Source organism: Paenibacillus sp. FSL R7-0345, assembly GCF_038595055.1.
Taxonomy (GTDB): Bacteria; Bacillota; Bacilli; order Paenibacillales; family Paenibacillaceae; genus Paenibacillus_AQ.
Genome location: NZ_CP152002.1, coordinates 5,115,033 through 5,139,556, shown reverse-complemented (window position 1 = coordinate 5,139,556; position 24,524 = coordinate 5,115,033). Strand labels below are relative to the sequence as shown.

The following is a 24,524-nucleotide window of genomic DNA, read 5'->3' as shown; positions in this document are numbered from 1 at the left end:
GGAGGAGATAATTAGATGAATACAAAAACGATACTGGCAACACCTGAAATAAAGACTGACCAGCAGCCTGCAGGTCTTCGGCTGTTTCTAAGCAAACTGGTGAAGCAGCGGGTACTCGTGTTTATGTCGGTTCCTTTTTTGATCTGGCTGTTTATATTTAAATACCTGCCGCTGTGGGGCTGGACAATCGCTTTCCAGGATTACCGGCCGGCGCTCGGCTTCTGGGATCAGAAATGGATCGGCTTTTCGCACTTCAAATTTTTGTTTGGTGACGAACGGTTCCTCCGGGTGCTTCGCAATACGCTCGCCATGAGCTCGATTAATCTTATTCTGGGTTTTTTAACCGCCATCGTGCTGGCATTATTATTGAATGAAATCCGTCAGGTTGCCTTTAAGCGCATCGTGCAGACGGTCAGCTATTTACCCCACTTTATTTCCTGGGTGGTAGCGGCAAGCATTATTCAAACCACCTTGTCCCCGGACGGTATTATCAATCAGCTGCTGATCTGGGCAGGGTTCATTGACAAGGGGCAGGAATTTTTGTTTCTCGGCATTCCGCATTTTTTCTGGGGAATCTTCGGGGCAAGCTCGGTCTGGAAGGATATCGGCTGGAATACGATTGTGTATCTGGCGGCCATGACAACCATCGATCCGTCGCAGTATGAAGCCGCAGAAATGGATGGTGCAGGACGGTTCAAGCGGATGTTCTACATCACGCTGCCGGGCATTAAAAGTGTTGTTGTCGTACTGCTTATAATGAACATCGGCTATCTGCTGGAATCGGGGTTCGAACCGCAATATTTGCTGGGGAACGGCATGAATGTAGACTATTCGGAGAATATCGATATTTTCGTGCTGAAATACGGGATTGCCCAAAGCAATTTCTCTCTTTCCATCGCAGCCGGCATGTTTAAGACGATCGTCAGCTTTATTCTGCTGTTCGTGGCGAATTCCGTTGCCAAACGCGCTGGTGAGTCCAGGCTGTTCTAGACGAAGAAGGAGGGATTTGAAGTGGAGAAAAGAAACCGGATTCGGACATCCAGGGGCGATAGAGTATTCGAGATTTGCAACTTTATCTTTATGATTCTGCTGATGATCGTTACACTCTATCCGTTCATTAATATACTTGCTGTTTCTTTAAATGATGCGCAGGATTCGATCAGGGGCGGGATATACCTGTTCCCGCGGGCTTTAACACTGGATAATTATCAGTATGTATTCAAAGAAGCAACCATTTTTCATGCCACCCTGATTTCTATACTGCGCACAGTGATTGGTACAGTTGTTACGGTCCTGGGTTCAGCCATGGTGGCGTACACCATCAGCCGGCAGGATTATGTGCTGCGCAAATTCATTACGATTGCCTTTATTCTGACCATGTACTTTAACGGCGGATTGATTCCAAACTACCTTCTGATGCGCGATATGAATCTCGTCGGCAGCTTCTGGGTCTACATCCTGCCGGGCCTTATCGGTGTATTTAATCTGATCATTATCCGCTCTTTTATTGAAAATTTGCCCGAGAGTATCCTAGAGTCAGGAAAAATTGACGGTGCCGGCGATTTCAAAACCTTCATTAGCATCGTGCTTCCGCTTACCCTGCCCGTGCTGGCTACCGTAGCCTTATTCTCGGGTGTGTATCAGTGGAACTCCTGGTTTGACGTATTCCTGTACAATTCCTCGAAGAGTAACCTGAGCACCCTGCAGTACGAGCTACAGAAGATATTGCAGAATTCCACGGCCAGCGCAGGTACCTCCGGCATGGACGGCATGATCAACGGAGCGAACGGCTCGCAGCAGGGTTTAGTCACGCCGTTGTCGGTCCGGGCCACGATGACGATCGTCGCCTCGGTGCCAATCATTATGGTCTATCCGTTCCTGCAGAAATATTTCGTCAAAGGCATGATGGTCGGCGGTGTAAAGGGCTGACAAGAAGGAAGCCGCTTTATTTCCTGCCATTAAAGCTGCCGGATTTCCGGCAGCTTTTTTCATTGTTTACAAGACTATAAGGATATGAGGATAGGTCAATGATAGTTTGGTTTAGGTCATGGACTTCAATCCTCCCGTGTACCTATAATCGAATTGTCTATTAATATCTTCTATTAAAAAAGGGTGAAATGACATTGGCAAAAAAACAAGGAATGAATCCGTACCTTCCTTCATGGGAATACATCCCTGACGGTGAGCCTTATGTATTTGACGGACGAGTGTATATTTACGGCTCGCATGACCGGTTTAACGGACATGTGTTTTGCCTGAATGATTATGTCAGCTGGTCTGCGCCGGCTGAGGATCTGTCCGACTGGAGGTATGAAGGGGTCATTTACCATTCCACGGATGACCCGCTCAATCCGGAGGGAAGCATGTGCCTGTATGCCCCCGATGTTACCATCGGACCTGACGGGCGCTATTATCTCTATTACGTGCTTGATAAGCTCCCCATCGTCTCTGTGGCTGTATGCGATACGCCCTGCGGCACATTCAGCTTCTACGGTCATGTGAAATATGCCGACGGGACACGTCTCGGAGAACGGGAGGGCGATGAGCCCCAGTTCGATCCGGGTGTCCTTACAGAAGGGGAACTGACCTATTTATATACCGGGTTTTGCGCTCCGGGAGATAAGTCTAGAAGCGGTGCCATGGCTACGGTATTAGGACCCGATATGCTTACTATCCGGGAAGAGCCTGTATTTGTCGCACCGAGTGAGCCCTACAGTACCGGAAGCGGCTTTGAAGGACATGCGTTCTTTGAGGCGCCTTCTATCCGCAAGAGAGGAGATACCTATTATCTCATCTATTCCTCGGTTGTCATGCATGAGCTGTGTTATGCGACCAGCAAACATCCCACCAGGAACTTCGAGTACCAGGGAGTAATTGTAAGTAACTGCGATCTTCATATCGGTACATACAAGCCGGCTGCGAAACCGATGTATTACGGCGGTAATAACCACGGCAGCATCGTAGAGGTCGATGGAGCCTGGTACATCTTTTATCACCGGCATACCAATGGAACTGCGTTTTCCCGGCAGGGCTGTATCGAGCCGATCCATTTCCTCGAAGACGGAACGATTCCCCAGGCCGAAATGACATCCTGTGGTCCTAACCGGGCACCGTTTGCAGGAAAAGGAGAATATCCGGCCTATCTGGCGTGCCACTTGTTCTGTAATGCTGAAGAAATGTATACCGGCGGCTTTGGCCGTTCCGGGGCATGGATGGACAGCCGATTCCCGAAAATTACACAGGATGGCCGCGACGGCGATGAGGAGAATGGTTATATTGCCAATATGACGGATTCGGCTACAGCAGGGTTTAAGTATTTTGATTGCCGGGGTGTTCAAAAGGTCCGGATCAAGGTGCGGGGCTATTGCCAGGGCGTGTTTGAAGTGAAAACAGCATGGGATGGACCGTCTCTGGGATATATTCCCGTAGGCTTCACCAACGTCTGGACAGAATATGCCTCGGAAATCAGCATTCCTGACGGACAACAGGCCCTGTATTTCACGTTTACCGGTAATGGAAGTGCCAGCCTGGCTTCGATTGTCCTGGAATAGAATAATCTATGCTGAATAAAGGAGAGAGCAGCGATGAACAGAAACAGCCAGGATGTTGAGGTGTCAGAGGCTCCGGCCGGATTTGACTCCGAACGGGAATCCATTGCCCGGGGGAGCATTCAGGTAATAGAATATCATTCCGGAACGGTAGGCCGAAACCGGCAAGCCAGGGTGTATACGCCGCCCGGATATTCAGCTGATCAGGAATACAATGTGCTGTATCTGCTGCACGGGATCGGCGGAGATGAGAATGAGTGGTTCACGCATGGCATGCCTCAGACCATTCTTGATAATCTGTATGCGGACCAGCTGCCGAGGCCCATGATCGTCGTTTTTCCCAATGGCCGGGCCATGTGGAATGACCGGGCGGAGGGAGATATTTTTGATGAAGAGAAGATCCGGGCGTTCGAGACGTTTGAGACGGAGCTGTTCCAGGACCTTATCCCTTATATTGAAGCGAATTATCCGGTCCGGACGGACCGGCTGCACCGCGCCGTTGCCGGATTATCCATGGGCGGCGGGCAGGCCTTGAACATCGGACTCGGCAATCTGGACAAGTTCGCTTGGGTCGGGGCATTTTCTCCTGCGCCGAACACCAGACAGCCGGAAGTACTGGTTCCGGAGCCTAAGCGGACTGCGGAGCTGCTTCGCCTGCTATGGATATCGTGCGGGAATCTGGATTCGCTGAAGCATGTCAGCGACCGGACACACGCGTACCTGTCGCAGCATGCTGTACCGCATATCTGGGTCGAGGAGCAGGGCGATCACGATTGGCCTGTCTGGAAAAGCGGCTTGTACCAGCTGGCTAAACGTCTCTTTTAATGAAGCAAGAAGACAGGGCAGTGATTTCCCGTTAACGGGGGAGTCACTGCCCTGCTTTGTTTACTGCTTATTTATTGGCCATTGCCTCTGCGCGCAATTTCACGATTTTTTCGGCCTTCACTGTGTCGGCGGCAAACACATCCGTCCAGCCGAGACCGTTCACATCCGATTTCAGCTTGGTCCACAGCTGGTCGAATTCCGTCTGATTTTTGGCGAAAATCATTTTCCAGGAGGTATCCTTTACATAATCGGAAATCTGGCTCCGTTTATTCTTGATGTCAGAGGAGTCGGTACCGAGGCTCGTATTGATATTAGGGACAATATCAATCATATTATTTTTCTGATAATAATCAGTCGGATTGACGGCATTGAACATACTCTGCCATTCGGTTGTAAGTGTGGTTTTATTAGCTTCTATTGTTGCGTTCCAGTAGTCCTTGTTGTAGAATTCGCCGGTGTCGGGATCCACCGAAAAATCACCGATAATCATGCTGTTGATTTTGCTTTGTCCATCCTGATAGCCGCCGCCGCCATACTCGTCGGGAACAGGGGTATTATCCTGGAAGGCGGTCTGGCCGACTTCAGTCAGCTTAAATTTACCGTCCGCGGTTTTTTCATAATTGAAGCCTTCCATACCATTGGTGTAGTAGCGCAGCCCTTCCGGGGAAGACATCCAGTCCATGAATTCCATAATACGGTCCGGATCTTTGGCTTTGGAGCCGATGGCAAAGACGCGTCCGTTGCCGAAATAAGCATCACTGTTCTGAATAATATGGGTGTCGCCGATCGGAATAGCCACATTTCCGTCACCCTGCGCGCCTCTTTGCGGCGTGTTATAGAACCCTCTCTGCCATGAATACCATAACAGGAGCACCTGTTTATTGGTCAATTTTTCGGACACCTTGTTCCAGTCCTGGGTTGGTGAATCCGGGTCTACAAGTCCCCTCTGGTTGGCGTCAAAATAAAACTGGAGGATTTTCTTGTACATGCTGTTATCATCAATGAGCGGGACGATGTCGCCTTTGGCGTTCAGCTGTATGGTTGAGGTTCCGTCCGGCTGCTCATAGCCGTACCAGTTGCTCAGCCAACGGACGTTCTCCATGCTCCCGTTATCCCAATCCTTCCATAGCGTGATAGGGGAAATTGGTTTACCATCAGCCGTAGCCGGATATTTCTCATGCATAAGCTGTAGTGCGTTCAAAAGATCAGTCAGATTGTTCAGCTTGGGCGCCCCGATCCCCTTATAATAATCCCAGGGCATGAGCGGGCTGGAATAAGGGATTTCCTCCGAAAAGGTAGTCGGCGAGGTATCGGCTACAAAGGTCGGCAGGCCGTAAATTTTACCGTCCGGATTCACTTTGTCAAAGGCTGCATTAAAAGGCTGGAAATGCTGCTCTACATATTTGGACAGGTACTGCGTATTCTTGACCTTATCCGTAATATCCATAATAAGTCCGGCAGGAATTAGCTCTTCCAGCTGACTGTTGTCAATAATCAGCAGATCACCGAGATCCCCGGATGCCGATCTTGTTTTGTAGAGCTGATCCCCGGCAACCTGGGGGGAGAGAATATTGAGTGTAATATTAAACTTATCCTTGATTAACTTCCCGTACCAGCCTGTCTGCTCTCCCTGATAATTGGCCGCATTGTTAAACACGGTAATGGTAAGCGGTTTGCTATGATCAGTTCCGTTCCCCGGATCTGCCGACTGGTTCGCCGTATTCCCGGAATCGGTTGCGTTAGCTGCCCCCGGATTGCCTGAATTGCCGCCGCATCCGCTCAAAGCTGTCATTCCCAGAAGCATACAGGCTGCGAGTGCAAATACGGTTTTACTGTGCCGTTTATTCTTTTTACTCATATACAACCCCCCTGAAGTAGTGATCTTGTATTATAACGGCGCCCCGCCTGGCCTTAGCCTTTCACAGCCCCGATTATAATTCCCTTCACAAAAAACCGCTGAAAAAACGGATAGACCAGAAGAATGGGCGCTACAACGATGATTGTCACCGTCATCCGGATCGACGTAGTGGTCTGCTTGGTTGCTAGGCTCGCCATTGCCGTTGATCCGGCATTTTGCAGGTTAACCATGGTGGACAGTGAGCTGGCCTGATTGATGTAGTTGTAGAGGATAAACTGCAGGCTGTACAGCTTGCTGTCCGTAACCAGCAGCAGCGTATCCTGAAAGGAATTCCACTGGTTCACTGCCGAGAAGATCGCGACGGTCGCCAGAATAGGCTTGCTGATGGGCAGAATAATTTTGAAAAAGATCGTCATCGTCCCGGCTCCGTCTATACTGGCCGCCTGCTGCAATTCCTTCGGCGTGGATTCTACAAAGGTTTTTACCAGAATGATGAAGAAGGGGGCGACGATGGAAGGCAGAATGTATGCCAGAAAATTGTTGGTGAGGTGCAGCGACCGCATGGTCAAATACCAGGGAATAATCCCGGCATTAAAGAACATGGTGATGATCGTGAAGCGGTACCAGAATTTTCTGCCCCACATGTCGTCCTGGGAGAACATGAAGCCCAGGAAGGCCGAAGCGCCCACTGTCAGCAGGGTGCCAATGACCGTTCTTCCTAATGAAATGACAAAGGCATTCCATAAGCCGGGAATCTTGAACACATCAATATAGTTCTGAAAATGAATTTGCTTCGGAAGGAAGATGACCTCCCCTTTGGCGCTAAGATCGTTTGCGCTGATCGTATTGATGATGATGGAATAAAAGGGATAGATACAAACGAAGGTAAACAGAGAGAACAGCACATAAATGGTAATGGAGATCAGTTTGTCGGTGGTGCTGACCTGCATTCTATTCTTCTTGGACAAGCGACGGCTGCTCTTGGCTGCCGTTTCCGTTCCCATGCCGCTCATACGATGCCCTCTCCTCTCAATAGTTTTGAAAGTCCGTTTACGGAAAAGAGAAGCACTACGCTGATCAGGCTCTTGAGCATGCTGATGGCAACCGAAACGGAGTAGCTTCCGCCTCCCATGGCCAGGTTATACACGTAGAGGTCCAGGACCTGAATATTCTCCTTGTTAAATGCATTCTGGAATACAAAATATTGCTCCAGGCCATTGTTAAGGAAGCTTGCAATCTGGAGCATAAGCAGCACGAAATAGGTTGGCAGCATACTAGGCAGCACCACATGCCGGATAACCTGCATTCTCGTTGCCCCGTCTACATAAGCGGCTTCATAGAGGGATTCATCAATCCCCATAATGGCGGCAATGTACAGGATGGCTGACCAGCCCAGCGTTTTCCAGGTGACCCAGACCCATTGGGTGATCCAGACATGCTCCGAGCTCTGGAGGAAGAGCACAGGCGAATCCGCAAGCCCGAGCTGATGCAAAAAGCCGTTCACAATGCCTTCGCTGGAAAACATGGTAAAGGCTAAAGAGTATACCAATACCCAGCTGATGAAGTTGGGAAGGGTGGTAACGGTCTGGATAAATTTCCGGAACCGGACCGCCTTGATTTCCGTCAGGAAGATGGCAAAGATCATGGGGAGCCAGGAGAACAGGATGCCGAGTCCGCTTATCCCGAACGTATTCTTGACCACCTGCAGCAACTGATCAATTTTGACTTGATTTTCTACCAGCGAGTGAAACCATTTAAAGCCGACAAAAGGAGATTCGGACAAAGGAATGGGCGGCATATAGTCGAAAAAGGCATATACCCATCCATACAGCGGATAATAGGCAAAGACGGCCAGTAAAATCATAAACGGCAAAATATAAAGAAATTTGCTTACTGATTTGCTTCCCGTATTGTTTTTGGGACCAGGCATCCAATCACCCCTTGTGTCTATTTTACGCGTTCAACAAACCGGCTTCCCCTTATTGTTAACGCTTACACAACTATGGGTTTATGATAAAGGTTCATGTTCCTGCGAACAATGACCTATCCTCACTGGTTATTGATCTATTATTAGATGGGGCCTGATTCGCTTTGTTAGCGGTTGTTTTTGCCGGAGGAGGAATTTATTATAAAGAAAACCGGGGACGAATAGCAGGCAGGAGCGGAAGGAGAGGTCCGGATGAACCAGATTTACTACATTGAGACGGATGCAACGCATGAGAGCAGCTTCGTGTTTGATATTCCCCAGGGCCATCCGTGCTGGCTGCTGGTTATCACCAAAACCCCTGCCCAATTCTGGGTTGACGGGCATATGAAGGAATACCCTGCACACAGTGCTATCCTGTATGAGGCTCATCAGAAAATTTATTACCGGGCTTGCGGCGGGTTGTACGTTAATGACTGGCTACGTTTTTCTTCCGATGAGACTTACATCTCTAAAGCGGCACTGCCGTTCGGTGTTCCGTTTGCACTCGATGATCCGGAGTACTGCAGCAAGCTGTTTGAACTCTTGATCGTTGAACATAACTTTAACAGGGATTACAAGGAATCATCCGTCGATTGCTTATTACGCACGCTTTTCAATAAACTGCTGGAGTCTTATCATCATGAAGGGTTCCAGGCCCAATACTACAATCTGTTAAAGCTCCGCACGGCTATTCAGACTAATCCCGGGGATCATTGGACGGTTTCAAAAATGGCCCAATCTCTGCAGCTCAGCGCAGGTTATTTACAGAGTATTTATAAAAAGACCTTTGGCATCTCATGTATAGAGGATGTTATTAACAGCAGAATACGTTTGGCAAAAGAATATCTGCTCCACAACACCTTGAGCACCGCTGAAGTCGCGTTCCATTGCGGGTATCATAATGTGGAGCACTTCTGCCGGCAATTCAAGCAATTTACGGGATTAACTCCCGGGAAATTTCAAAGCGGTAATAAGGACGTTAGCCATCGGGATTTTCCGGCAGATTCAAATTAAAAGTGCAGAAAGCGGTGAAAAGGGCATTCATTTAGCCCTTCTCTTATCCGTTAAAAACAAGCCCGGAATCAAAATAAACGCAAGCACAACGGTGGATACCAGAAACCCGGCGTGGTAAGCTGTTAACCCGTTGGCAGTGGTAGGCTGCAAGCCTTGGATGACTGTTGCCACAACAGTTGCAATGACGGCAGAGCCGAAGCTTGCGCCAAGATTTTCGATAATATTAATTCCTACACCGGCTTCCGGAAGCTGCTTGCTGTCAAGCCCAATGTAGGCCTCACTTGTTAAGGGAAGGCTGATCCCCCCGATGCTGGCTCCGCGGATGAACAGGACGACGGAGATCCAAATCATACTTGTTGTGTCGGTAATGAAGATTAGCGGAATGGAGCCGATCAGGGAAAGGACAAGGCTGACTAGAACGACATATTTGGCACCGATTGTATCGATCATTCTGCCAAGGAAAGGCCGGGTGATCAGCATTCCGACTCCCTGGGGGATTAGGGCGATGGCAGTTTCGATTGCCGTGAAATGCCGGAAGTTCTGAAAGAATAAAGGAAGAATCAGCATGGGGCCCATAATGGCAATGTTGGCGAGGAACAAACCGATGCTGGAGGCTGTGAAGCTTGTGTGGGCAAATAAATTCAGCGGCAGTACCGTCTGATTCCTTCTGATCCGGTTATATGCCAGATAGATAACAGCTAATGCAAGGCCGATGCTGCTCCAAAGTATGGTTTCGCTGTTGTTGAAGGAGGCATGATCGGCTGCTTTTGTAATACCGTAGATCAGGGCTGCACTCATAGATGACAGAACAATGATCCCGAACAGATCGAGCTTACTTTCTTTATTGAAGGGCTCGAATTCAGGGATTTTTTTCATCATCAGCGGTGCAGCAGCCACAACAACGAACACGTTGATGAAGAAAATCCAGTGCCAGGACGCCCCTTGAACAATGAAGCCGCCGATTACAGGTCCCAGGATGGGGCCGAAGATCATCGGGGTGCTGACGATAGCCATGACCCGGCCGAGATTGTCCTGACCGGCGGTTTTGACCAGAAGGGTAAACATCAGGGTGGTAATGACTCCGGCGCTAAAGCCCTGCAGCAGACGGAAGCAGATGAAGCTGGATATGTCCCAGCTGAATCCGACCAGAGCAGAGATGATACCGAAGGCGATAACGGCGCCGATGAATACTCTTTTACCGTTAAATTGGTTCATTAGCCAGCCGGATACGGGGACCGCAACCGCGAGGGCCAGAACATAGCCTGTAATCGCCCACTGGATGATATGGAGGGTTGTGTTAAAATCCCTGGTTAGCTGATCAATTGCGATGTTCACCATTGTAGAGTCAAGCATCGGGGCGATCGCTCCCAGGGCAATGGCCCAGGCTGCCATGAGGATTTCTTTGGGTAATGCTGCTGTCTGTACGTTCTCTTTTGCCATGTTAATCTCCTTAAAAAGCGATTTAGTTTCCTTGTCAACAAAACAATAACCTGATATAGTTTCCTTGTCAACAAAAAAAGAATGAAAAAACAGCCCGTTCTCAATGGAATTGGGCTGCTTTGATAGAAATGAGCTGCTGTTGGTTTAGTTATCACTCAGAGCTGTCAGACTTATGGATATCCAGACCTTGTTTCTTGATTTCTGCATCCAGATGCCGGCTGTACTTTTCGATGAAGCTGAGCATACTGTCATACTGCTCCCCGGTTACCTGATCAAATACGGCTTGATCACGCTCGCGATACTCGTTGTGCAGCTCCTCATGAATGTTAAATATGGTTCTGCCCTGCTCAGTCAGCCTGAAATAAACCTCTTTCTTGTTATCCGGCTTCTGATAGCTTTCGATAAGGCCTCTGTCTGTAAGCTTTTTGGTTAGTTTGCTGATAGCACCCTTGGTCATATACAGGGACTCTGCGAGCTTTGTGACATTGGAGTCCGTATTTTTTTCGATAAATTCAATACAGTGAACTTCAGACGGCTTACAGCCTTTAAGACTCTCTTCCATCTTCCCTTTATTAATCCAAGTCAGCTTGTTAAATAAGTCCCGGAACTCCAGCATAACCTGATCCTGTTTATTAATGGCTAGTCGCCCCCGTATGCAATATAAGATAATTGAGATTTCAGAAAGAGAATACGTTACATTAGTATAACGTGATTTTGGTTCAGACAATATCTTTTTAGAAAATACTGTACTGGTGTGCTAGACTCAACATGATGTTATTCTTAACGATTTGCACAGGAGGATATTCACTAAATGGCTCATATATTAGTAGTTGAAGATGAACGACCGATCAGCGATCTGATTACAATGAACCTGAAACTGGTCGGACATACGTATTCCAAGGCTTACAACGGTCTGGAGGCGGCGGACATGCTGGAGCAGGAGCGGACAGATCTGATTCTGCTGGATGTTATGCTCCCGGGGCTGGACGGGTTTGCGGTGATGCAGCGGATTGCCCATTTGCAGATTCCGGTGATTCTGATTACGGCCAAAAATGCGCTGGCTGACCGGATCAAAGGGTTCGAGCTGGGGGCGGAGGATTATATCATCAAGCCGTTTGAAATGCTGGAGCTGCTGGCCCGGATCAATGTTGTGCTGCGCAGGAATGAACAGGCAGTGCCGGCTTTTATCTGCGATGAGGTGGAGGTGCGGTTCGCGGAGCGGCAGGTCAGGGTGGACCAGCAGCCGGTGGATCTGACCGCCAGGGAATTTGAGCTGCTTGAAGTGCTGATCCGCAACCGGAACATTGCTCTTTCCAGGGAAAAGCTGCTGGAGCTGGCCTGGGGTTATGATTTTGCCGGTGATACCCGCACTGTAGATGTCCATATCCGTCAGCTGCGCAAAAAGCTGGGCTGGGAAGAGCGGATCAAAACCGTATTCAAGCTGGGCTACCGCCTGGAGGTTCAGGTCTAGCATGCGGTTCTGGCATAAGATTCTGCTCGCCGTACTTGCTCTCTTTATTATTGCCCTTGATGTAAGTGTCATTATGGTGATGAAAAAAAGCTGGCAGCTGAATATGGACAGCGAAACCAGACGGGCAGCCAGCGAGCAGACGTTAATCGCAAACAATATATTTGAAAATCTCGATTCAATCCGTGCGCGCGGCAACACCTTGACCCCGGTCCTGCTGGCCAGTGTAGCGCAGTCGTACGGGGATCATTACCACAGCCAGGGAATCGGCCTTGAGCTGCGGGAAAATGGAAGATTAATTTATCCCAATAGCGGCAGCGGACAGGCTGACGGGAAAGAAAGGCAGAATGAGCATATCATCACTTTGTCCATGCCGCTGCCGGCACCGTATCAGGATCTGGAGCTGACCTATAACCGCGATATCAGCGGATTGTATGCCCAGCAGCAGGAGCTGAACCGCTTTTTTGTGCTGATCAACTGGATTGCCGGACCGGTACTGGCGCTGCTGCTCTATCTGCTGATCCGCCGGCTGACCAAGCCGCTAAAGCAGCTGTCGGAAACCACCCGCACGATCGCCGAAGGCGATTACTCGAACCGTGTGGAACTGCATAGCAGAGACGAGTTCGGGGAGCTGGCGGTTCACTTTAACCGGATGGCTGCCGCGGTGGAGCAACGGATGACCGAGCTCTCCGATATGGCGGAGGAGAAGCAGCGGATGGTCGATAATCTGGCCCATGAGCTGCGCACACCGCTGACCAGCATGCAGGGCTTCGCGGAGTTTCTTACCTCGGCCAACATCGGCCAGGAAGAGCAGATCAAGGCCGGTCATTACATTTGGAGCGAAACGGTCCGGCTGAAGAATCTGGCTTTTAAGCTGCTGGATCTGTCCGTGCTCCGGCACCAGCCCCTGGTACTTTCCGGGGTGGAGGTGTCCGGTCTGTTTGAGGCAGTAATGGAGACAGAGCAGCACAAGTTAAAAGAGAGCGGAATCCCGCTGGAGAGGGTCAGCTCCATTCCTGCCGTTCGGGGAGATGCCGATCTGCTGGCAGCTTTTCTGGTGAACCTGATCGAGAATGCGGTTCACGCCTCCAAGCCGGGCAGTAGGGTACGCCTGCTGGCCTATGAGCACAATGGGGAAGCTGTGCTGGAGGTGCGCGACAGCGGCAGCGGAATGACGCCGGAGCAGAGCAAACGCGCCTTCGAGCCATTCTACCGGGCAGACCCGGCCCGCTCGCGCCTCTATGGCAATGCCGGTCTTGGCTTGTCCTTATGCCGCCAGATTGCCGAGGCGCATCAGGCCAGAATTGAGCTGGAATCTGAGCCGGGACAAGGGACGTGCATCCGGCTTATTTTACAACTCCATAACAACTTGCCTCCTACTCTATAACATCCCGGGATTAAGGTATAGACAGATTTAACATCCCAGATCCCAATGGAGGTCATTCAATTGAACAAAAAGAAAATGTATGCCGGAGCCGTTGTTCTGTTCTCAGGAGGCGTGCTCGCGTTAAGTGCTTTTCTCGTCCCTGGCATTGTAAATTCGCAGGTTATTGCAGGTAACGGACCGGCCGTTCAGGCCGAGGTCCAGCCTGCTGCGGCCGGAAGCGCAATCCCTGTATTAAAAGTGGAAGCTCCGGCCCCTGTATCTACGGTAACAGCCGATCTGCTTAAAGATATGAGCGAAGCGCAGATTCAGCAGATTTATGATTATGTAAATAAACCAGGGCTTGAGCCAGGCAACTCCGGCAGGGAGATAACCGAAGCAGAAGTGAACCGCAGACTGGTGCTGGGAGATAAATATGTGTACGAGGGGCTACGCCCGGAGCAGCCGTTGCCGCTGAAGGCCGGACAGGCGGAGGTGTATGTGGATTTAAAGACGCACACGTACACTTACCCGGAGCGGACAATGACCGATGAAGAGCTGCTGCAGCTGATTGACTGGTCCTACCGGCTGAATTATATCGCTGCCCGGCACAATGTGACTGCCCCGCCCCTGGCACAGGACATTAGCGAGGCTAAGGCGAAACAGCTGGCTGCAGAAAGTGTATACAAGCTGTTTGATGCCGATGTTTCCAAGCTGGAGACAAAGGCCCTTCTGGCTGAGCTTGGAGCGGACAAGCAGTGGGCCTGGATCGTTCATTCGGCTCCATACAAAGCCGGCACCCTGCGCGGGGAAGGTAAGGAATTCCAGGAGTATCATGTGATGATCGATGCCAAGACCGGCGATGTGCTGGATACGACAGTCATAAATGGAGCACTTCAAAGAACACCTATCGATGACGCGGCTGCAGACAATATTGAAAAGGATGCCAGCTGGATTCACAAGGCTACCCAGATTGTTATGAACAAACAGGGGGAAAAGCGGACCATCGTCAAAGCAAGCCTGACCGATACCGGGGTGAACAACAAGCGCGGGATGGTCGCCGTGAAGCTGCTGCTGGAAGACGGAAGCAGTTATACAGCAGAGTTCCGCTATCCGAATCAGGCCTTGCGCTGTCTGATTTATGAGGCGGCGGGAGAAGGGGAAGCAGGCGGGGATAAAGAGTAGAAAGTAATGAAATTTGGAGTTACTGATTCTTAATTTTTTCTATATTAAGAGGTGCAGTTCATGCGGGAATTATCCGTTTGAACTGCACCTCTTTTTAGGTCTATCGGCTGTTTGAGCGAACCGGGCAAAGGCCATGCATTTTGAATTAAAAAATGTATACCAAACCTATGTTCGCTGACAACCTGTGGCATTTATATTAGGTATACTAGTTACAGTGAATGGGGGAGAATCATCTGCATAACCTGACTGGAAGGAATATCCTCCTTTCTTGTCGAATACTAGCTTGTTATTTTTTAAAACATTAGGGGGAAGCAGCATTGGATAATCAAAATTTAACGAATAACTCTTTTGAACTGGTATTAGTGAATGCTCTCAAAATTCCTGGTGTCAAAGTGAACCGCAAAGAGTTCCTGGCACACGCCTTAGCCGATAAGGTAAGCATCACCCAGTTGAATGAAGCAATTGATAAAGGCCCTGTTGAAGCAGGAATTTCCCTGGATATTCTCAATAAAATAGCGAAATCGCATATTGAAAAGCGTACGCTGCAAAGCTCAGGTGCTTCTTTTGCAGCAGGACTTCCCGGAGGATTGGCGATGGCTGCGACAATTCCTGCAGACACATTGCAGTTTTTCGGTGTAGCGCTGCGTTTGGCACAGGAACTGGCTTATCTGTTTGGGCATAAGGATATGTGGCACAATCAGAAGATCGATATTGAACGGGTAAAGGGTGAGCTTACTTTATTTTTGGGTGTCATGTTTGGTGTCGGAGGATCAGCTTCGGCGTTGAAGATTCTTTCGGCGAAGCTGTCTCAGCAAATGCTTAAAAAGCTTCCGCAGCAGGCACTTACCAAGACAATTTACTATCCGATTATTAAAAAAATTGCTGCGTTTATCGGCGTGAGCCTCACCAAAAAGACGTTTGCCCAAGGTCTATCGAAAGCAATCCCCGTGCTTGGAGGTGTTATCTCTGGAGGTCTCACCTATGCATCAATGAAGCCGATGGGGAACCGTCTGAGACAAGCACTAATGGATACAGCGGACGGCTATTCGGATGAAGAATTTACTCAGGATTATGAGAACGTTAAACGGGAGATTATTGATATCACCGCCGAAGTGGTAGAGGAACAAGATATTGAACCGTTTAGTGATTACGTTGAGCAAGATGAAACAACAGAGCTGCCACGGTCAGCCTCCGCAACAGCGGGTGAGTCGTTCAGTGTTGCAGATGAATTAATCAAGTTTAAGCAGCTTTTGGATGCCGGAGTCATTACACAAGATGAGTTTGATGCACAGAAGTCAAAACTGCTTAGTGTGTAGCTGTTTACTGGGTGCATAGGTGCCTTTGCACGGTGGTGCTTAAATAGGGTACGGTCAAAAACCTTGAGAAATCAAGGTTTTTTGTCTGGTTAGCGCCGCACGATCTGTCATTATGCCATAAACAACGGCCATTAGATTATGTCTGCCTCTGATCCAATCATCTAAAATAGAATAGATGAAGCTTGAGAAGGAGGCATTACGAAACATGATTAATATAGAGCCGTTTATCCAAAAGGTGCTCCGCACCATTGAAGCCCACCGTACAGGGCAGACGGGCGGTTACCGGCGGATGCTGGCCGACCCGCCGCACGAGGCAGAGCTGTATGGAACAGCAGATGCAGCGATTCTGCTGTACACGCTCGGGGAGCTGCCGGATCCGGGAAGCGCAGAGCATGAGGGGCTGACCCGGACGCTGCAGAGCTTTCAGCGGGAAGAGGACGGGCTGTTCCCTGGAGCGGGACATCATGCGATTCACAGCACGGCGTTCGCCGTCTCGGCGCTGGAGCTGCTGGATGCCAAGCCGCTACAACCGTTGAAAGCGCTACACACTCTAAAGGAACGCCCGGAGCTGGCTGCCTTTCTGGACGAGCTGGACTGGAAGCATCAGCCGTGGGGCGAGTCAACCAAAGGCGCGGGAGTCTACGCTGCGCTGGTGCTGGCCGAAGAAGCGGATAAAGAGTGGGAGGACTGGTATTTTGACTGGCTCTGGAATGAGGCTGATCCTGAGACTGGACTGTGGCGGCAGGGAGCAATAACGGGCCGCGGGGATAGCGCTGCTGACGGCGGAGCGCCGTTGTTCCATCATCTGGCTGGATCCTTTCATTACCTGTTCAATCAGGATTACCGCAAGCACAGGCTCCGTTACCCGCAGCAGCTGGCAGATACCTGCCTAAGCTTGTTCCAATCCGGCCAGATTCCGCTTTCTGCGGGTGAATTCTCTTTTGTGGAGCTGGATGTGCTTTACCTGGTAGTGAGCGTAATGGAGCAGACCAGCCACAGGGCAGAGGAGCTTAAGGAAATGGTTCAGGCCATAGGCGGACATCTGCTGGAGTTTATTGCCGCGCGTGCGGAAGGACCGGCGGATGAGGTGTATGAAGACCTTCATACCTTATGCGGCAGCGTGTGCGCCCTGGCCATAGTGCAGTCCGTACTGATGGAGCAGGTACAGGCGGACCGTGTGCTGAACAAAGTGCTGGCCCGGCGTCCTTTTATATAAGGATCATGGAGCATATGAACATAAGGGGAAATAGCTAATGATACAGTGGGCATTCGTTACAGGAGCAGACCGTGGAGTCGGGCTCAGCCTGGTTAAGGGATTGCTGGGACATGGCTATCATGTATTTGCCGGACAATATGCAGGGACTGGAAACGCCGGAGCCGGAAGTGAGCTGGGGCAGCTGGAGGAGTCAAGTGGGGGTCGGCTAAAGCGTATCCCGCTTGATATCAGCGATGCGGACAGTGTCGGCAAGGCGCTGAAAGCGGTGGCAGCGGTCACGGACCGGCTGGACATTCTGATCAATAACGGAGCTATTCTCGGTGACATGCAGGCGACGATTGAGGATGAGCTGGATTTTGAGGAAATGGATCAGGTGTTCCGTGTGAATGCGCTGGGGGCGCTGAGAATGTCTAACGGGCTGATCCGGCCCATATTAAAAAGCGGGAGCAAGCTCATCGTCAACATTTCCTCCGAAGCAGGCAGCATCGGCAGCTGCTGGCGGAACGCATGGTATGCTTATTGCATGTCCAAGTCTGCACTTAATATGCAGTCCCAGCTGATCCACAATCAGATCGCCCCTAAAGGCGGCAAGGTGATGGTCATTCATCCCGGTCATGTCCAGACTTATATGCAGGGCAAGCTGGATACAGCGGGCAAGCTGACACCGGACGAGTCGGCCGGGAGTATCCTGAAGCTTGTAGAGCAGCGGCTTGATCCGGGCTATGCGGGCGAAGGGCTTGCGCTGATTGATTATGCCGGGGAGACACTGCCCTGGTAAATGCAGGAGCGAATTTCATCATTTAAGCCTTACCAGAATCGGAATCAGACAAGACTAAGACTTCAACAGATAACGTTAGCTGGAAATAAAACAAGTAGGCAGCCGGTCTTATCGATCGGTTGTCTTTGTTGAGGTAAAGGGCAGGTTTGTTCCAATATGTGGTATTATTGAGTGAACATAAAGAAGATTGATTGTGGGGGGCCAGCAATGAAAACTCCTGAACTGTATGAATTAGAATACCTATTTGAATGTGATGCAAAGTTTAATGATGACGGTATTCCATGGCAATATACAACAGTATCATTTCAGATAGTTAGGAATAATATAAAGGCTGTATTCGAGTTTGAAGAAGCGAGCCGAAGTGGCCAGTTAAGAATTTATTTTAAAACTGAAGAAATAAGCAAATACTACTTAGAAAATATCAGCACGATTCATATAAAGCGAGAAGTTAACTATGAATGTCTGACTATAGAGTTTGATGAAGAAAATTTCGTACTGCCTCTGGCTTTACAGACCAAACCATCAATTAAAACCTCTTGGGGAACATCGTTAGACTTAAATAGGTAATCGTTACATCGTTACGCTAACGGGAAACGTTAGTTGAATACAGCAGGCAGATTAAAACCTCTCTCTAGAAGCAAACTAGATTTAATAGTTTCTAAAGGGAGGTTTTCTTATGAACTTAAATGAGTTGTGGAGTTTGTATGAAAATTAAAAGCCGAAAGATTGTTGTTTTGAATGTAATTTTTTCATTGCAAATCTTGCAATGGGCTGTGCAATTAACAACTCAATCCAAAATGCTACACCAAAGTTCCTAAACCAACTGTAAAAAAAGTTCTGAAAAGGTTCAAGGCTTATATGTTTTGTACCAACCCAAGTTCCGATAATTGTAAGCAGAATAGATAAGACGGTAACATTTAATAAAGTATTTAATAACACTCTGGCATTAAATCCATCTGTTTGTCCTACTAACTTTGGCATCACTCTACCAACTAATGGCTCCGCAACAAATCTTACTAATAAAATGACGATAATCCACATAATCGGAATAACCTTTAGGGTTTCTAAGTAAGTATCTTTACTAAACCCGAGTTGCAGCCCCGTGATAATTGGAGCAATCGTGTTGACTGAAATAATTGAAACAATCAACATAAATAGCAAGCTTTCTTTTGGACTTTGAGGCAGTCTGTCTTCCCTGTACATATTATTATACCCTCCGAAAATTAAAATTTCAGATGGCAGACGTATCATGCGACATGTATTTTTGGTAAAAACTATACCAATATCTCTACACACTGATTTTTTTAATTCTAACTCGATTTTAAATGAATTCAAGTCTTGAAAAGATTGAATATATGTGAGCAAAATTCGAAATGCAAAAAAAGCGGTGAGGGATATCGGTTGTTTAAGGTCTATTTGCTGATGACCACAGGAAAGAAAAAATAAAAACGTAGGCTAAAGGAAAAATTACAAAAGCAGCCGAGATCCATCTTATTGAAGAGTTCATTATACTTCTTTCACCAAAAAAACTTGTTATAAAGGAACCAGTAAATCCAAACATGTTGATATAAAGAAACACTTTATTGTATTCAACGGCAGCATCAAAAAAATAGGTTATGAACACTACCAGGGAGACAAAAAACAAAATTCGAGTGAAGTATTTCATGTTACCTCCTTAAAAAAAGTTTGTCTTCTATTATTTATGTTCCAGCGTATTACGCGCATGGCCCACCTTTTAGTTTATTGTACCATTTTATGGGTTATCTAGATGAGCCAAAAAAAGTAGAGAACAAAACACATTACCGTTAATGCAGTTATTACACAGTACGAAGATATTGTGCAATAAATTAAAGCGTGCTTATTCAACTAACGGGAAACGTTAGTTCAATAACAGCGGCAGCTGACCGGGCGGGCACCGAGGACATTCCGTGAGTTTGTAAGTGATAACATTGAATGTTTCAATTAAGTTTAACTATGATGTAAAATTGTTTAATTATTTTGTTGAAAATAATTGAAGGTTTGTTTACTCTGTGATAAAGTGAGTTCGTGAGTGCGAAGCACGAAAAGTGAAGCGCTCAGCATGAAGGCGATTCTCAGCTTTATTAAGGAGGAAGTTATGAATCCGCAATTCCGTTATCTCGATCACCCTGTCCTGGAGCCGGTTCCCGGCTGTGCCTGGGCGGACAAAATGGTGCTGAATCCGGCGATTGTCAAAGACCCCGATTCGGACGATATCCATATGCTGTTCCGGGCCACAGGCCCGTGGCCGCAGAAGAAGAGAGCAGGCTGTCATGATCCGTATCCGATTTTTCTGGGTTATGCCAAAAGCAGTGACCGCGGCGAGACCTGGGATGCCGATTTTAGCAGACCCGCCCTCGCACCGGCGTTAGGCTATGAAGAACATGAGTTGTACACTACCGATATGAAAGGAAACAGGGTCCGGAATTATGCGAACGGCTGCATTGAGGACCCGCGGATTTTTCCGGTTGAGGGGGAGCTTTATGTAACCGTTGCCTGCCGGATTTTTCCTCCGGGGCCGTACTGGCTTAGTGACCAGGACCCGCCGGTGGAGACGCGTTATGAGTATGTGCCGGACTGGATAGCCGATGCAGACGATGAGGACCCTTTTATCCGGACAGCCCGCTCTAATGATACTGTAACTGTGCTGTATAAGCTGGACTTGGACAAGCTGAAGAGCGGAAGCTATGAGGAGGCTTTTCAATATATCGGTCCGTTAACGGAGGGGCAGGTCAGCGATAACCGCGATGTGTTTCTGTTTCCGGACAAAATGAGCATCGGCGGCGAATCCAAATATGTAATGCTGCATAGGCCGATGAATGTTCTGCCGTTCCCGGAAGGGGAGCGGGTGCAGAAGCCTTCGATTTACCTGGCTGCGGCTGATCACATTTATGATTTTGCCTCACCTGAAGCGGAGCACCGCCTGCTTGCTTCTCCAATCTTTGACTGGGAAGAACACCGGGTAGGGGCGAGCTGGCCGCCTGTTCAGATTGGGGAGCGGGAATGGCTGGTGCCGTATCACGGGAAAAAGAATGTGGAATTCGGCTATACGCAATCCTTCATGATCGTGGAAGAGCAGGAGGAGGATTTTCCGGTGCTGCGCCACCGTTGTCCGGACAGGCTTATGTACGCTGAAAGAGAATGGGAGATGCCTGCCGATTACCCGACGCCGTGCCTGTTCACGACCGGGGGGATTGTCATGGACGGCGAATTAATCATGTCGTATGGTGCCGCCGATCAAAAAGCAGGAATAGCCTGGGTGAACCTTGAGGAGCTGGTAACCCATATTCGCAGATATGACCAGGAGGGTAAGCTGATTACGGGCCATTCCGCAAACTAATGTACAGATTAGAAGCATCTATTCCGTTAAGGAGCAGATGCTTTTTTTGTGTTTCTGCAGGAAATTAAAGGATGTTGAAACAAACATTGTTTAAAAGTTTTTAATATTTTTGAATAAAGTTTAATTAATAGTTGAAGAAATAAATTCAACATGATAAAATCCTACTGTAAGCGATAACAATTGAACCAGGGGGATTGGACATGGGCTTTTGGATATTGAACAACGGGAAGGATGGTGCGGCAGATGGGGAGCTCTTATAACAGACAACGGATTCTTATATTAATCACTTTTCTGTTTGTTCCGCTTGGCTTGCTGGGGCTGTTTACTTATTATCCGGCGGTCAGGCTGCTATACCTCAGCTTTACGGACTGGGACGGGATCAGCAAGACGGTTAATTTCCTTGGGCTGGACAACTACAGGGAGGTCTTCACCAATCCGGATTTGTTCGGGGTGTTTATTCACCAGATCCCTTATGTGCTCGGCGGGGTGCTGCAGAATATCGTGGCGATCCTGTTCGCCGTTATTCTGAATTCGCGGATTAAGGGACGCAATCTGTTCCGGGTGCTGCTGTTCGTTCCTTATATTATGAACGGTGTGGCGGTCGCTTTTATGTTCCAGTATGTGTTTGACACCAATAACGGTTCCCTGAATGCGCTGCTCGGCATGGCCGGCCTGTCTTCCCTGCAGCACAGCTGGCTCGGAGACACCTCGCTCGTTAACTTTTCACTAGCCTCGGTCAGCTTCTGGAGGTACATGGGCTATACGATGATCATTTATCTCGGCGCGCTGCAGTCGATTCCCGGTGATATGTACGAAGCTGCTACCATCGACGGCGCAAACCGGTTCCAGTCCCTGTGGTATCTGACGCTGCCGAGCCTGACCCAGGTTATCCAGCTGAATATGTTCCTGACCTTAAGCGGTGCCCTGGCGGTGTTCGATCTGCCGTTTGTACTGACCAAAGGCGGGCCTGTCGGCTCCAGTGAGACCTTCCTGCTGAAGACGACGGAGACGGCGTTCACCTTCAATAATTACGGCCTGGCCTCGGCCATGAGCATTGTGCTGCTGATTCTGACCGTAGTGATCCTGCTGGCACAGAATTTCGCGCTAAAACGCAAGGGGGATGCCTGATGATAACGAACAGAAAAACCGATCCCGTGCAATGGCTCAAATACGTACTGCTGGGCATTGCCAGCCTGGTTGTGCTGTTCCCGCCGTATGTGGTCGTGCTCAACGCCTTCAAGGGACCGGATGAGAGCTCCAGCCCGTTTGCGCTGCCTGCCAGCTTTTTAAACTTTGAGAATTTCCGGATTGTCATCGACCAGGCCAATATTCTGCAGGCGTTCGGCAACACGTTTCTGGTTATTGCGGTGGCCCTGCTGGGAAATATCATCTTCGGCACCATGGTCTCTTACGCGCTGGCCCGGGTTGCTTTTAAAGGAAAAGGATTGATTCTCGGGCTGTTCCTGTTTGCCAGCATCATTCCGACCATTACAACCCAGGTGGTTATCTTCTCGCTGATCCAGTCGCTTGGTGTGTTCAACACGCTGTTTGCGCCGATTCTGCTGTTTGTCGGAGCGGACGTGCTGCAAATTACGATCTACTTACAGTTCATCCGCAATATTCCCGAGGAGCTTGATGAGAGCGCGATGATTGACGGGGCAAGCCTGTTCCGGATTTATCTGTCTATTATTTTCCCGCTGCTCAGTCCGGCTACGGTAACGCTGGTTATTCTGAAGACGATCAATATTTACAACGAGCTCTACATTCCTTTCCTTTATATGCCTAAGCAAAAGCTGGTGATGGTCTCGACCTCCATTATGCGGTTTGCCAGCAACAATCAGGCCCAGTGGAGCTATATTTGTGCCACGATTCTGATCATCATGATCCCGACGGTCCTGCTGTACCTGTTCCTGCAGCGCTTCATCTTTGCCGGTGTAACAAACGGGGCGGTTAAGGGATAAACATTTTGAAACTTTTGAAAGGGGACTAAGCAGATGAATATGTCTATTTTTGAGGAGCGTTTTGAACAGGTGAAAGCACGCTATGAGGAGGTTACCCTACGGAAAAATGAGCCGCTGTTCTCGGAAAACGGTATTTATGAACGCTATGAGCAGCCGGTGCTGACCAGCCGCCATATCCCGCTGTCCTGGCGTTATGATCTGAATCCGGAGACTAATCCGTATTTTATGGAGCGTCTGGGCGTGAATTGTGTGTTCAATCCGGGCGCGATCCATCTGGACGGGAAGTTTTATCTTGTTGCCCGGGTGGAGGGGGCGGACCGGAAGTCATTTTTTGCGGTGGCTGAGAGTGACAACGGCGTAGACGGGTTTACTTTCTGGGATTACCCGGTCCAGCTGCCGGAAACGTCTGATCCGGATGTGAATGTCTATGATATGCGGCTGGTCAAGCATGAGGACGGGTTCATCTACGGGCTATTCTGCACGGAACGCAAGGATCCGGCCGCACCTGCAGGCGATCTGTCGAGCGCGGTTGCGCAGTGCGGGATTGTGCGCACCACGGATCTGAAAACCTGGGAACGGCTGCCGGATCTGCAGACCAAGTCAGCACAGCAGCGCAATGTTGTGCTGCATCCGGAATTCGTAGGCGGCAAATATGCCTTCTATACCCGTCCGCAGGACGGCTTTATCGATACAGGCTCCGGGGGCGGAATCGGCTGGGGACTGGCGGAATCGATGAATCCTGCGGTAGTGGATGAGGAGATTATTGTGGATGAGCGGGCCTACCACACGATTAAGGAAGTGAAGAACGGGCAGGGACCGGCTCCGATCAAAACAGCGGACGGCTGGCTGCATGTTGCCCACGGCGTACGCAATACGGCTGCCGGACTGCGTTATGTCCTGTACGCTTTTATGACAGACCTGGACAAGCCTTGGGTGCAGACATACCGCCCTGGCGGGCATCTGCTGGCTCCGGAAGGAGAGGAACGCATCGGGGATGTGTCCAATGTCGTGTTCAGCAACGGAATGGTTGCCACTGAGAGCGGGGAATTGTTCCTGTATTATGCTTCCTCGGATACGCGCTGTCATGTGGCAACGACTACAGTTGACCGGCTGGTGGATTACGTCCGAAACACCCCTGAAGACGCCATGCGTTCCCATGCTTGTGTGCAACAGCGCTCTGCGCTGATTGAGCGTAATTTGCGGTAGAGATCTTATTAGAGGACAGCCG

The 24,524-nt window shown here is 49.3% G+C and carries 22 protein-coding genes; 16 read left to right on the top strand and 6 right to left on the bottom strand.

Annotated elements, in window-relative coordinates; genetic code table 11:
- Positions 1-15 precede the first annotated feature (15 nt).
- The 4 genes from NST84_RS22230 (at position 16) to NST84_RS22215 (ending at position 4,373) form a co-directional block, all read left to right on the top strand.
- Complete coding sequence (locus NST84_RS22230; RefSeq protein ID WP_342562318.1) at positions 16-990, top strand: ABC transporter permease subunit; 975 nt, start codon at positions 16-18, stop codon at positions 988-990.
- A 21-nt stretch (positions 991-1,011) separates the two neighbouring features.
- A complete protein-coding gene (locus tag NST84_RS22225) occupies positions 1,012-1,929 on the top strand; it encodes a carbohydrate ABC transporter permease (protein ID WP_342562317.1) in 918 nt (305 codons plus the stop codon).
- A 188-nt stretch (positions 1,930-2,117) separates the two neighbouring features.
- Complete coding sequence (locus NST84_RS22220) at positions 2,118-3,551, top strand: family 43 glycosylhydrolase (protein WP_342562316.1); 1,434 nt, start codon at positions 2,118-2,120, stop codon at positions 3,549-3,551.
- 33 nt (positions 3,552-3,584) lie between these two features.
- Complete coding sequence (locus NST84_RS22215; RefSeq protein ID WP_342562315.1) at positions 3,585-4,373, top strand: alpha/beta hydrolase-fold protein; 789 nt, start codon at positions 3,585-3,587, stop codon at positions 4,371-4,373.
- A 67-nt stretch (positions 4,374-4,440) separates the two neighbouring features.
- Here NST84_RS22215 and NST84_RS22210 read toward each other — a convergent pair whose 3' ends face one another.
- From NST84_RS22210 to NST84_RS22200, 3 genes are read right to left on the bottom strand one after another with little or no spacing between them, the layout of a single operon-like run.
- Complete coding sequence (locus tag NST84_RS22210; RefSeq protein ID WP_342562314.1) at positions 4,441-6,231, bottom strand: hypothetical protein; 1,791 nt, start codon at positions 6,229-6,231, stop codon at positions 4,441-4,443.
- Positions 6,232-6,284: 53 nt separating this feature from the next.
- Positions 6,285-7,244: a carbohydrate ABC transporter permease gene (locus tag NST84_RS22205; RefSeq protein ID WP_342562313.1), complete on the bottom strand. Its 960-nt coding sequence runs from the start codon at positions 7,242-7,244 to the stop codon at positions 6,285-6,287.
- Entirely contained in the window at positions 7,241-8,095 is an 855-nt protein-coding gene (locus tag NST84_RS22200) for an ABC transporter permease subunit (protein WP_342562312.1), read from the bottom strand. The genes NST84_RS22205 and NST84_RS22200 overlap by 4 nt, the downstream gene beginning before the upstream one ends.
- Before the next feature lie 315 nt (positions 8,096-8,410).
- On the opposite strand from NST84_RS22200, the gene NST84_RS22195 reads away from it, so the two are divergent.
- Positions 8,411-9,211 carry an AraC family transcriptional regulator gene (locus NST84_RS22195; RefSeq protein WP_342562311.1) on the top strand — a complete coding sequence of 267 codons (801 nt, stop codon included), beginning with the start codon at positions 8,411-8,413 and terminating at the stop codon, positions 9,209-9,211.
- Between the two features lie 27 nt (positions 9,212-9,238).
- Here NST84_RS22195 and NST84_RS22190 read toward each other — a convergent pair whose 3' ends face one another.
- Both NST84_RS22190 and NST84_RS22185 read right to left on the bottom strand, forming a co-directional pair.
- On the bottom strand, positions 9,239-10,651 hold the full coding sequence (locus NST84_RS22190) for a DHA2 family efflux MFS transporter permease subunit (RefSeq protein WP_342562310.1): 1,413 nt from the start codon (positions 10,649-10,651) through the stop codon (positions 9,239-9,241).
- Positions 10,652-10,802: 151 nt separating this feature from the next.
- Entirely contained in the window at positions 10,803-11,288 is a 486-nt protein-coding gene (locus tag NST84_RS22185) for a MarR family transcriptional regulator (RefSeq protein ID WP_342566490.1), read from the bottom strand.
- 174 nt (positions 11,289-11,462) lie between these two features.
- Between NST84_RS22185 and NST84_RS22180 the strand changes: the two genes are divergently transcribed.
- From NST84_RS22180 to NST84_RS22150, 7 genes are all read left to right on the top strand, one after another.
- Positions 11,463-12,122, top strand: a complete 660-nt coding sequence (locus NST84_RS22180) for a response regulator transcription factor (RefSeq protein WP_342562309.1) — start codon at positions 11,463-11,465, stop codon at positions 12,120-12,122.
- 1 nt (position 12,123) lies between these two features.
- Positions 12,124-13,506, top strand: a complete 1,383-nt coding sequence (locus NST84_RS22175; protein ID WP_342562308.1) for a HAMP domain-containing sensor histidine kinase — start codon at positions 12,124-12,126, stop codon at positions 13,504-13,506.
- 60 nt (positions 13,507-13,566) lie between these two features.
- Positions 13,567-14,667 carry a hypothetical protein gene (locus NST84_RS22170; protein WP_342562307.1) on the top strand — a complete coding sequence of 367 codons (1,101 nt, stop codon included), beginning with the start codon at positions 13,567-13,569 and terminating at the stop codon, positions 14,665-14,667.
- 317 nt (positions 14,668-14,984) lie between these two features.
- Positions 14,985-15,983, top strand: a complete 999-nt coding sequence (locus tag NST84_RS22165) for an SHOCT domain-containing protein (protein WP_342562306.1) — start codon at positions 14,985-14,987, stop codon at positions 15,981-15,983.
- A 205-nt stretch (positions 15,984-16,188) separates the two neighbouring features.
- On the top strand, positions 16,189-17,199 hold the full coding sequence (locus tag NST84_RS22160; RefSeq protein ID WP_342562305.1) for a hypothetical protein: 1,011 nt from the start codon (positions 16,189-16,191) through the stop codon (positions 17,197-17,199).
- Positions 17,200-17,236: 37 nt separating this feature from the next.
- On the top strand, positions 17,237-17,977 hold the full coding sequence (locus NST84_RS22155) for an SDR family NAD(P)-dependent oxidoreductase (RefSeq protein WP_342562304.1): 741 nt from the start codon (positions 17,237-17,239) through the stop codon (positions 17,975-17,977).
- A 207-nt stretch (positions 17,978-18,184) separates the two neighbouring features.
- Positions 18,185-18,544 (top strand): hypothetical protein, encoded by a 360-nt coding sequence (locus NST84_RS22150; RefSeq protein WP_342562303.1) that lies wholly within the window; start codon positions 18,185-18,187, stop codon positions 18,542-18,544.
- A gap of 144 nt (positions 18,545-18,688) precedes the next feature.
- Here NST84_RS22150 and NST84_RS22145 read toward each other — a convergent pair whose 3' ends face one another.
- Positions 18,689-19,180: a hypothetical protein gene (locus tag NST84_RS22145; protein WP_342562302.1), complete on the bottom strand. Its 492-nt coding sequence runs from the start codon at positions 19,178-19,180 to the stop codon at positions 18,689-18,691.
- 847 nt (positions 19,181-20,027) lie between these two features.
- Between NST84_RS22145 and NST84_RS22140 the strand changes: the two genes are divergently transcribed.
- The 4 genes from NST84_RS22140 (at position 20,028) to NST84_RS22125 (ending at position 24,502) form a co-directional block, all read left to right on the top strand.
- Positions 20,028-21,335, top strand: a complete 1,308-nt coding sequence (locus NST84_RS22140) for a hypothetical protein (RefSeq protein WP_342562301.1) — start codon at positions 20,028-20,030, stop codon at positions 21,333-21,335.
- 243 nt (positions 21,336-21,578) lie between these two features.
- Positions 21,579-22,463: a sugar ABC transporter permease gene (locus tag NST84_RS22135; protein ID WP_068724945.1), complete on the top strand. Its 885-nt coding sequence runs from the start codon at positions 21,579-21,581 to the stop codon at positions 22,461-22,463.
- Positions 22,463-23,296, top strand: coding sequence for a carbohydrate ABC transporter permease (locus tag NST84_RS22130; protein WP_342562300.1), 834 nt, complete (start codon positions 22,463-22,465; stop codon positions 23,294-23,296). Before NST84_RS22135 ends, NST84_RS22130 begins: the two co-directional genes overlap by 1 nt.
- Before the next feature lie 33 nt (positions 23,297-23,329).
- On the top strand, positions 23,330-24,502 hold the full coding sequence (locus NST84_RS22125; protein WP_342562299.1) for a glycosidase: 1,173 nt from the start codon (positions 23,330-23,332) through the stop codon (positions 24,500-24,502).
- Positions 24,503-24,524 lie beyond the last annotated feature (22 nt).